Source organism: Fulvivirga kasyanovii (assembly GCF_009711405.1).
In the GTDB taxonomy this organism is placed as follows: domain Bacteria; phylum Bacteroidota; class Bacteroidia; order Cytophagales; family Cyclobacteriaceae; genus Fulvivirga; species Fulvivirga kasyanovii.
Map to the genome: position 1 here is coordinate 18,724 of NZ_SMLW01000657.1, position 10,099 is coordinate 28,822.

The window sequence follows — 10,099 nt, forward strand, 5'->3', positions numbered from 1 at the left end:
GAGTGATGGCTATTGCTCTGTCAGGTCTATTCTTCATGTTCAACAGATATTTTTATGTTAAATCAATTAATACAGTTTTTTCTTGAAAACAAGCTGGTAACAGCCTTGGTTATAGTTCTTTTTGCCGGTTGGGGGTTAGTGACTGCGCCTTTTGACTGGAACCTGGACTTCCTTCCTCGTGATCCGGTGCCGGTTGATGCTATTCCTGATTTAGGGGAAAATCAGCAGATAGTGTTTACTGAGTGGCCCGGGCGTTCACCCCAGGATATCGAGGACCAGATCACTTACCCGTTGACCACTTCGCTGCTCGGCATTCCGGGAGTCAAATCCATTCGAAGTACCTCCATGTTTGGTTTTTCCAGCATTTACATCATTTTCAATGAAGATGTAGAGTTTTACTGGTCAAGATCAAGGGTGCTGGAAAAGTTAAGCTCTATGCCCTCAGGGTTACTCCCTGACAATGTACAGCCTTCCCTTGGACCTGATGCGACGGCATTGGGGCAGATCTATTGGTATACACTGGAAGGCCGGGACAAAGATGGTAATCCTACCGGAGGATGGGATCCGCAGGAACTAAGGGCCATTCAGGATTTTTATGTGAGATATGCCCTTTCTTCTGCTGAAGGTGTGTCGGAGGTAGCCTCTATTGGTGGCTTCGTTAAGGAGTATCAGGTAGATGTTCGCCCTGAGGCCCTGAAGGCTTATGGCCTTGGTTTACAGGATGTAATGCTGGCTGTAAAAAACACTAACCGCGATGTAGGTGCCAAGACTCTGGAAATCAATAAGGCCGAATACCTCGTGAGAGGGCTGGGTTATGTTGAGACGGTTGAAGATATTGAAAAGGCAGTCATCAAGTCTGTCAATAATGTGCCAATAAGAATCGGGGATGTAGCTGTAGTTTCACTGGGGCCTGCTACCAGAAGGGGAGTACTGGATAAAGGCGGCGCAGAGGTGACCGGCGGAGTGGTTGTAGCGCGCTACGGTGCCAATCCGCTGCAAGTAATCAAAAATGTAAAAGAAAAAATTGCAGAGGTTGAAAAGGGGCTTCCGGTAAAAACACTGGAGGATGGTACTATTTCCAAAGTTTCCATTGTCCCTTTTTATGATCGCACGCAACTCATTTACGAAACCCTCGGTACACTTGAGGAGGCACTTTCGCTTGAGATACTAATCACCATTCTGGTGATCATAGTGATGGTGCTAAATCTCCGGGTATCAATGATCATTTCTTTCCTCTTACCTCTGGCCGTGCTTATGGTCTTTATAGCTATGCGATATACAGGTGTTGATGCCAACATCGTAGCCTTAAGCGGGATAGCCATAGCCATAGGTACCATGGTGGACCTGGGCATTATACTTACCGAAAACGTTATTAAATACCTGGATGAGAACAAAGGGAAAAACCTGCTGGAAACTATTTACGAAGCCTCGGCAGAAGTAAGTGGTGCTATAGTTACAGCGGTTTCAACCACTATTATCAGTTTTATCCCGGTGTTTACCCTTGAGGCCGCTGAAGGTAAGCTTTTCAGGCCTCTGGCTTTTACAAAAACCTTTGCCCTGGCTGCTGCTGTAATCATTGCTTTATTTATACTTCCTGCCCTGGCACATTGGCTGTTTGGGTTAAAAATTGAAAGACAGAAAGTCAGAAAGTGGCTCAATGTCGTGATCGTGCCCCTGGGGCTTTTAATTGCTTTTACTTTTTCCACATGGGCAGGGATAGTGGTTTTGTTATTTGGTGTAGTAGGCGTGTTTAAAGGTTTTACCAGTTTCAACCATTGGGTCATTCGTCATGGGGAAGTAGTAATTTCTGTGCTGGCAGTGGTTTGGTTGTTGGCTTTGTATTGGCTTCCGCTGGGAGCAGGTAAGAGTTTGCTGCTCAATATAGTGTTTGTAGCCCTGGTAGTAGGAGCAGTTCTGGGGGGCTCTTTGTTGCTGGTCAGGTATTACTCGTCCGTGTTGAGATGGTGTCTGTACAACAGGTTCAAGTTCCTGGTTTTACCTGCATTCATTATACTCTTTGGAGTGGTGGTTTGGCAAGGGTTCAATAAAGTTTTTGATTTTGTTGCCGATGGATTTGATGCTGTGAATGTGAACATTCGTACTACCTCTGTCTGGTCAGGTCTTACTCACAGTTTCCCAGGGATCGGTAAAGAGTTTATGCCCTCCCTCAATGAGGGTTCTTTCCTGCTGATGCCAACCTCCATGCCTCATGCCGGTATAGAGGAAAATATTAAAACACTTAAATCCCTTGACATGCGGGTGAGTACTATTCCTGAAGTTGATGTGGTTGTTGGTAAACTTGGCCGTGTTGAGAGTGCCCTTGACCCTGCTCCAATATCCATGTATGAGAATGTGATCAACTACAAACCAGAGTATGTTGTGGGCGAGAACGGGAGGAGAATTAGGTTTAAGACAGACGATGAAGGTAGGTTCCTGCTAAAATCGGGAGAAGCATTATCGAGAAATGAGATTATTGCTTTGAGATTACCCGCTGAAAACCTTGTAAAAGATGAAAATGGCAGTTTCTTTCGCAATTGGCGGGACGAGATAAAAAGTACGGATGATATCTGGAACGAAATTGTAAAAGCCACCGATTTGCCGGGTGTTACATCTGCCCCCAAACTTCAACCTATTGAGACCAGGCTTGTGATGTTGCAAACAGGTATGCGTGCTCCTATGGGAATAAAAATAGCAGGACCTGACCTGAAGACCCTGGAATCGTTCGGCTTTGCCCTTGAAGAAATATTAAAAACTGTTCCTTCAGTTAAAAAAGAGGCTGTTTTTGCCGACCGGGTAGTTGGGAAGCCATACATACAGATAGATATTGATCGTGACGCCATAGCCAGATATGGCCTGAGCATAGAGCAGGTGCAAATGGCTATTGAAACAGGTATCGGAGGAATGAAACTAAGTACTACTGTAGAGGGAAGGGAGCGTTTCCCTATCAGGATCAGGTATCCTCGTGAGCTGCGTGACGACCCCCGGGAGCTGGAGCAGATCCTGGTAATGACACCGTCGGGTGCGCAAATTCCTCTGGGGCAGTTGGCGAGTATTGAATTCCTTCGCGGACCGCAAATGATCAAGAGTGAGGAGACCTTCCTTACAAGCTATGTACTATTTGATAAAAATACAGGATTTGCAGAAGTAGACGTGGTGCATGATGCACAAAGGGCTATCCAGGACAGGATTGATTCCGGAGCACTTGAGGTGCCGGCAGGAGTGAGTTTTCGCTTTTCGGGCACTTACGAGAACCAGTTACGGGCAGAGAAGCGCCTAGGTATTATAGTTCCATTGGTGTTGGTTATCATTTTTCTGATCATGTATTTCCAGTTCAGATCAGTTACCACATCCCTACAGGTGTTTACGGGTATTGCAGTAGCATTTGGAGGAGGCTTTATAATGATCTGGTTATATGGGCAAGGATGGTTTGCAAATTTTGCATTCGCAGATATTCCTGTACGGGAGTTGTTTCAGATGAAGACCATCAATCTGAGCGTGGCAGTGTGGGTAGGGTTTATCGCGCTGTTTGGTATCGCTACAGACGATGGGGTGTTAATGGCCACCTATCTCGATCAGCGGTTTGCAGGGCAGGTGTTTGAAACCAAAGAAGCTATCCGGCAGGCGGTTATTGATGCTGGAGAGCGCAGGGTAAGGCCTGCTATGATGACCACGGCCACCACGCTAATTGCACTTGTTCCAATCCTCACCTCTACAGGTAAAGGTTCGGATATAATGGTGCCCATGGCTATTCCGATCTTTGGGGGAATGACCATAGCCATAATTACAATTTTTGTAGTTCCTGTTTTATATGGATGGCGGCAGGAGAACAGACTTAAAAAGAGGCAACATAATGAAAATGGTTAATCTAAAATATTTTGTTCCGGTGGTTGCTGTATGGGTCTCAGCCTGTGCGGCTAGCCATAACGGCGATTATGAAGTGCTACACGCCGGGCAGCTAAGGGGTATTATGCATAAAAATGATATTTCGGCTAAAGTGGCTATTGATTCGCTTCTGGAAAGGCCGGGCTTATTTGCAGTGGGTGCCCTTGATGCCTTAAGTGGCGAGGTAATGATTGAAGATGGTGTGCCATTCGTCAGCAAGGCAAAAGATGGTGTGGTGGCCGTATCAAAAGATAGAGAGGTTGCTGCTACACTACTCGTGTATACCTATGTAAGTGAATGGGAGGAGGTGCAGTTACCTGACAGTGTAGTTTCCTTGAAAGATATGGAATTTTTCCTGTCCCTGTTGAGGGGAGCGGAGGGATCGGTTAAGCCATTGCCATTTCGACTAAAGGGCCAGCCGGCGTTTGTGAAGTTCCATATTATCAGGCCTTCAACCGGGCATGCCACCCATGAGGAGATAAGGGCAGCCGCCTTTTCTGATACACTGGAGGAAGCTAAGATATCAATCGTTGGGTTTTATTCTGACCGGCATCAGGGCGTGTTCACACATCACGATTCCAATATCCATATGCATGTGATAAATGAGGAGAGGAGTAAGGTCGGGCATGTTGATGACATCCGGTTAGGTGGTAATGTTAAACTATATGTTCCGGCAGAATGAGAAAGCACATTATAAATATCATCTTTTTATACATCGCATTTCCCGGGTTGGGGCAAAGCAAGCTGAATGATTACCTGAATATGGCAGCGGAGAATAACCCGGGATTAAAGGCACGGTATGCCGAATTTGAAGGAGCTATGGAGAAAATACCCCAAGCTAAAAGCTTACAGGAACCAACGTTTTCTTTCGGTTATTTCATAAGTCCGGTTGAAACAAGGGTAGGGCCGCAGAGGGCGAGGTTTTCCCTTAGCCAGATGTTTCCCTGGTTTGGTACCCTTAAGGAGCGGGGAGATGTAGCTGCATTGCAGGCCGAAGCCAGTTATACCAAATTTATCGATGCAAGGGAAAAACTCTCTATGCAGGTGAAGGTACAATATTACCAACTGTGGGAAACCTATAAACTTATAGGGCTTGAAGAGGAAAACCTTGAAATACTCAGAACATACGAAAATCTGGCTCAAACCAGGTTCAGTACCAGCGAGGGGCGCCTCTCAAGTGTTTTCAGGGTGCAGTTGGAGCAAAAGCAGGTAAATACGAAGTTGGAGATCTTAAAAGAAAGGGTTACTGTACTTGAACGTTCCTTTTTCAGGCTGATCAATAGCAAACCAGATACGGCAGGGGTTATCGTAGCTGATTCAATTGCTCTTCCGGCTGGTGATCCTGTTTTTATGAAGGATAGTCTGACGAACCATCCAAATGTGAAATTTTTCAAACTGCAGCAAGCCGCAGCTACTGAAAGTAAACGGGTGGCAGAGAAAAGCGGTTACCCCTCCATTGGTGCAGGCATTGATTATGTCATTGTAGGTAAGCGTTCTGATATGTCTATGCCGGATAATGGAAAAAATGTGTTGATGCCTATGGCCACTATCAGTATTCCAATCTGGCGCAAAAAGTATAAGGCAGCGGTAAAAGAGGCAGCTTTTAAGGAGGAGCAGTTTCAGTTTGAGCAGGAAAACATGAGCAATACGCTGACTTCCCAACTGGATATGGCGGTTTATGAAATGCAATCCGCCAAGAGTGAGATGGAGCTTTACAAAGAGCAGATGGACATTGCCCAGAGGACGCTGGAGTTAACCATTTCAGATTATACCAATGATCTGGAAGAGTTTGAACAGATATTACAGGTGCAGCAAAGGCTTATACAGTTTGAAAGAGGTTTCTATAAAGCTTATAAAGAATATCTGATGAAATATGCAGAGATCGAATACCTGACATATGAAACGCCTGAAGGCTTGCCATTAGATGAAAACTAAAGGGAAGCCCAAAACAATTTGAGCATAACACTGATTTAAATGTTAAATTATAAAAGGAATTTAAACATTAAAAATTATGATGACAGCTAACCAAACCACCGACAAAATTGCCTCATTACTTGGTGATGATGCATCAAAACTGCTTGATCATACCTGCAAAACAGTGGACAAAGATTCTTTGTATACTCCCCGGCCAGGTCTGATCGATGATATCTTTGCAACCAGTAACCGTTCGCCGCAAGTGATGCGGAGCCTTGCTGCTTTGTATGGCAACGGCCGCCTCGCAAACACCGGTTATTTGTCCATTCTTCCGGTTGATCAGGGAATAGAGCATTCTGCGGGTAGTGCTTTTGCCCCAAACCCAATATATTTCGATCCTGAAAATATCATTAAACTGGCTATTGAAGCGGGTTGTAATGCTGTGGCAACTACTTTCGGAGGTCTGGCGCTAATGTCGCGCAAGTATGCCCATAAGATCCCGTTTTTAGTGAAGATCAATCATAACGAGCTGCTTTCCTATCCGAATAAGTATGATCAGATCATGTTTGGCTCGGTGCAGGAGGCCTGGGAGCTTGGGGCCGTGGCCGTGGGAGCTACTATTTACTTTGGCTCCGAGGAGTCTGACAGGCAGATTGTAGAGGTATCGCAAGCTTTTGAAGTAGCTCATGAACTGGGAATGGCTACCGTACTTTGGTGCTACACCCGAAATGATAATTTCAAACAAAACGGCTCAGACTACCATACATCGGCAGACCTGACAGGCCAGGCAAACCATTTAGGGGTGACTATTCAGGCTGATCTGATCAAACAAAAACTGCCGACCAACAATGGTGGATATACAAACATCAAATTCGGTAAATCTCACCCGGATATGTATGATAAACTGACAAGCGAGCATCCTATCGACCTATGCCGGTACCAGGTACTCAACTGTTATGCAGGGAGGGTTGGTCTCATCAATTCCGGAGGTGAATCAAAAGGAGCTTCCGATGTACAGGAAGCAGTAAAAACAGCAGTAATTAACAAAAGAGCCGGTGGCAGCGGACTGATACTGGGTAGAAAGGCATTTCAACGCCCTTTTAAGGAAGGCATAGAACTGTTGAATACCGTTCAGGACGTATATCTCAATAAGGATATCAGCGTGGCTTGATAATTGAAAAAACTAAAATGAAAAAGTATCTTGAGAATAAATGGACGATAGCTATAATAGCCTTGCTGGCAGGGCTGTTGTTAGGTTATATCTTTTGGCATAGCAGTCGTGAGGAAAGCAGTACTCCTCACGACCTCACTGACCATGCTGGTGAAACTACATGGACATGCTCCATGCACCCCCAAATCAGGCAGCCGGAACCAGGGCAGTGCCCTATTTGTGGCATGGACCTGATTCCTTTGCGATCAGGTGAGGGAGATGTTAACCCAATGGCCGTTTCCATGACCAAAACAGCTATAAAACTAGCCGGTATTCAGACCATGACCGTGGGAAGCGGGGCAGGTGAAACTGAAAAATCCCTTCAGCTAAACGGTACAGTAGTGCCCAATGAGCGGCTGGTGAAGACGCTTACGGCTCATGTGGCAGGCCGGATTGAACAGCTTTTCGTAAATACCACCGGTGAGTATGTCACGCGAGGGCAGAGGCTTGCCAGCATTTATTCTCCTGAACTTATTGCTGCTCAAAGAGAGTTGCTCCAGACTGTTGCTATTAAAGATTCGCAGCCCGCGTTATACAGGGCTGCCGTTGAGAAACTCAAGGCTTTTAAGCTTTCAGAACACCAGATAAGTAATATCGCTGAGTCAGGTGAAATAAGGCAAACCATAGATATTCAGGCAGACCGCTCAGGTGTTGTTTTAGAAAAAAAAGTTAATGTGGGTGATCATCTCAAAACCGGTGAAGCATTATACACTGTTGCAGATCTTTCTAAGGTATGGGTTGAGTTTGATGCCTATGAAAGTGACCTTCCGTGGATAGACCTTGGAGATAAAGTCAGTTTCACAGTGGCTTCCCTGCCGGGCCAGGACTTTGAAGGAAAGGTGGCGTTTATTGAGCCAGTAGTTAATCGCCAAAGCCGTGTAGCTAAAGTCCGGGTGGAAATACCGAATCCAGGACAGAAGCTAAAACCAGAAATGTTTGTCACCGGTACGGTAAAAACAGAGATACCTGCTCAAGGGGACCGGATCGTTTTGCCTAAATCAGCCGTAATGTGGACCGGAGAGCGGTCGGTGGTATATGTACAAAATCAAACTGCTGAAGAGCCTTCTTTTATGATGAAAGAAGTAGTGCTTGGTCCAAGCTTAGGTAATTCTTATGTTATTGAAAAAGGGTTAAAACCTGGTGATGAGGTAGTGGTTAACGGTACATTTACTGTTGATGCTGCGGCGCAATTGGCAGGAAAGCCCAGTATGATGAACCCTGAAGGCGGGACTACAATGACAGGGCATGACCACGGCCAGTCTGTCAAACCGGAGCCTGTTCAGGTCGGAAACCAGGCAAAAAAACATATTGAAGGATTGATCATGAAGTATTATAAGCTGAAAGATGCACTGGTAGCTTCCAATAGAGAAGATGCCCTGGTCTCAGCAAGTACTTTTAAAAAAGCATTGGATCAGGTGCCTATGAACGCTTTTGAAGGCAAGGCACATGATAGATGGATGACTTTGGAAGGACAGATGAATGGGGCAATAAATAGCATAGTAGCATCTGATAATATTGACCAGGCACGGAAATCATTTATTTTACTCTCAGAAGCAATGGTCGATGCGGCCCATACTTTTGGACCTTTTAGTAAGGCTGTTTATGTGCAGCATTGTCCGATGGCTAATGATGATCAGGGAGCGAACTGGTTAAGTGAGGTTGATGAAATCCGAAATCCTTACTATGGTGACATGATGCTCACTTGTGGGGAAGTAACGGAAACAATTGAATAATTTTAAACCCAAATTTTATATAAACAAACAAACGATGAAAACTCGAATTTTAAATCTTTTTATGGTGGCTCTGTTGGTATCTTTTGTAATGGCATGTGGCAATAAGTCTGCCGACACCACTGAAGGCGAGGCTACACACGATCATGAAATGGAGGGGGAGCATCATGACCATGAAGATATGGATCATGCAAGCACCGAAGGAGATGCAGCGAAAACTGAAGCTCAAGCTGATGTTATAGTTACGGCAGAAGATTTCAAGGACATCTCAGAGAAAGTGGCAAAAAGCATTACAGAATCATATTTACAACTTAAAGATGCCCTGGTGGCGAGTGATGCTGCTAAGTCCAAAGATGCAGCATCCAGTATACTTTCAGCCCTTGAGGGAGCTGAGGCTACCACCGCGATAAAAGGTCTTAAAGAAGATGCTCAGCATATTGTGGATACGGATGAACTTGAGCATATCAGAGAACATTTTGACCTGATGTCGCAGGATGTTTATGCTTTGGCCAAAGCAAAGAATACGGGGCTTACCTTGTATAAGCAGTACTGCCCTATGGCATTTGACAATCAGGGTGCTTTCTGGCTAAGCTCAAGTGAGGAGATCAGGAATCCTTATTTTGGTGACAAAATGTTGAAGTGTGGAAAGGTTCAGGAAAAAATTGCTACCAATTAAATCTGGCAGGGTTTCTAAGGAGCCTCAGGCATTTTGACTCTTTGTTTGCCAGGTACCCGGTAATAGCAGTCGGCAAAAGCAATCGGCAACCAAGATAAAAGCAATTTATCTCACCCTCCTAAAAAAACTGTTATTTCGGGTATGTGGCTGAATCATAAAAAATAAACGCCCCATTTTGAGGCGTTTATTTTTTATGAGATTTCAATCATTCTGGGAGGCTTTTGTTTTGCCTCTTCTTTTTTAGGTATTCTCAAATATAATAGGCCGTTCTCATACCTGGCTTTGATCTTGTCAATGTCTACCACGTCTTTTGACAGAGTAAAAGATCGTTTGAAGGATTGATAGCTAAATTCTCTTCTGCTATATGTTCCTTCTTTTTCCTCATGTTCATCTGTTTTTTCTGATGAAATGGTTAGAAGTGTTCCATCCAGTTCAATTTTGAAGTCTTTTTTGTTCATACCTGGCGCAGCCATTTCCACTTCGAAATCATCATTGGTTTCTCTGATGTTTACAGCCGGAATGGTAGTGCCGGTAGATGAAAATGTGGTGCCGCCTGAATTAAAAACATCCCTTGTGAAGAAATCGTCAAATAAGTTAGGGAAATTAAATAAGTCAGCATTTCGTCTGATGAGTGACATAATAACCTCCTTTTTTTAAATTTAACTTGATTTAAAATGTTTTAAAAAA

7 protein-coding genes are annotated in these 10,099 nt (G+C 44.6%); 6 read left to right on the forward strand and 1 reads right to left on the reverse strand.

All coding sequences use genetic code 11. From position 1 onward, the window contains the following. Positions 1-54 precede the first annotated feature (54 nt). The 6 genes from E1163_RS25045 (at position 55) to E1163_RS25070 (ending at position 9,412) form a co-directional block, all read left to right on the forward strand. The gene (locus E1163_RS25045) at positions 55-3,864 is read left to right on the forward strand and encodes an efflux RND transporter permease subunit (RefSeq protein ID WP_155175549.1); all 3,810 of its coding nucleotides are present in this window, start codon (positions 55-57) and stop codon (positions 3,862-3,864) included. Continuing rightward, entirely contained in the window at positions 3,851-4,564 is a 714-nt protein-coding gene (locus tag E1163_RS25050) for an acetolactate decarboxylase (protein WP_185156208.1), read from the forward strand. The genes E1163_RS25045 and E1163_RS25050 overlap by 14 nt, the downstream gene beginning before the upstream one ends. After that, positions 4,561-5,817 (forward strand): TolC family protein, encoded by a 1,257-nt coding sequence (locus tag E1163_RS25055; protein WP_246223889.1) that lies wholly within the window; start codon positions 4,561-4,563, stop codon positions 5,815-5,817. Before E1163_RS25050 ends, E1163_RS25055 begins: the two co-directional genes overlap by 4 nt. A 76-nt stretch (positions 5,818-5,893) precedes the next feature. Then, a complete protein-coding gene (locus tag E1163_RS25060) occupies positions 5,894-6,967 on the forward strand; it encodes a class I fructose-bisphosphate aldolase (RefSeq protein ID WP_185156209.1) in 1,074 nt (357 codons plus the stop codon). A 17-nt stretch (positions 6,968-6,984) separates the two neighbouring features. Continuing rightward, positions 6,985-8,739 carry an efflux RND transporter periplasmic adaptor subunit gene (locus E1163_RS25065; RefSeq protein WP_155175553.1) on the forward strand — a complete coding sequence of 585 codons (1,755 nt, stop codon included), beginning with the start codon at positions 6,985-6,987 and terminating at the stop codon, positions 8,737-8,739. Between the two features lie 34 nt (positions 8,740-8,773). Beyond that, positions 8,774-9,412, forward strand: coding sequence for a DUF3347 domain-containing protein (locus E1163_RS25070; protein ID WP_155175554.1), 639 nt, complete (start codon positions 8,774-8,776; stop codon positions 9,410-9,412). Between the two features lie 191 nt (positions 9,413-9,603). Here the strand turns inward: E1163_RS25070 and E1163_RS25075 are convergent, their stop codons facing one another. Then, positions 9,604-10,050, reverse strand: a complete 447-nt coding sequence (locus E1163_RS25075; protein WP_155175555.1) for an Hsp20/alpha crystallin family protein — start codon at positions 10,048-10,050, stop codon at positions 9,604-9,606. Positions 10,051-10,099: the final 49 nt, after the last annotated feature.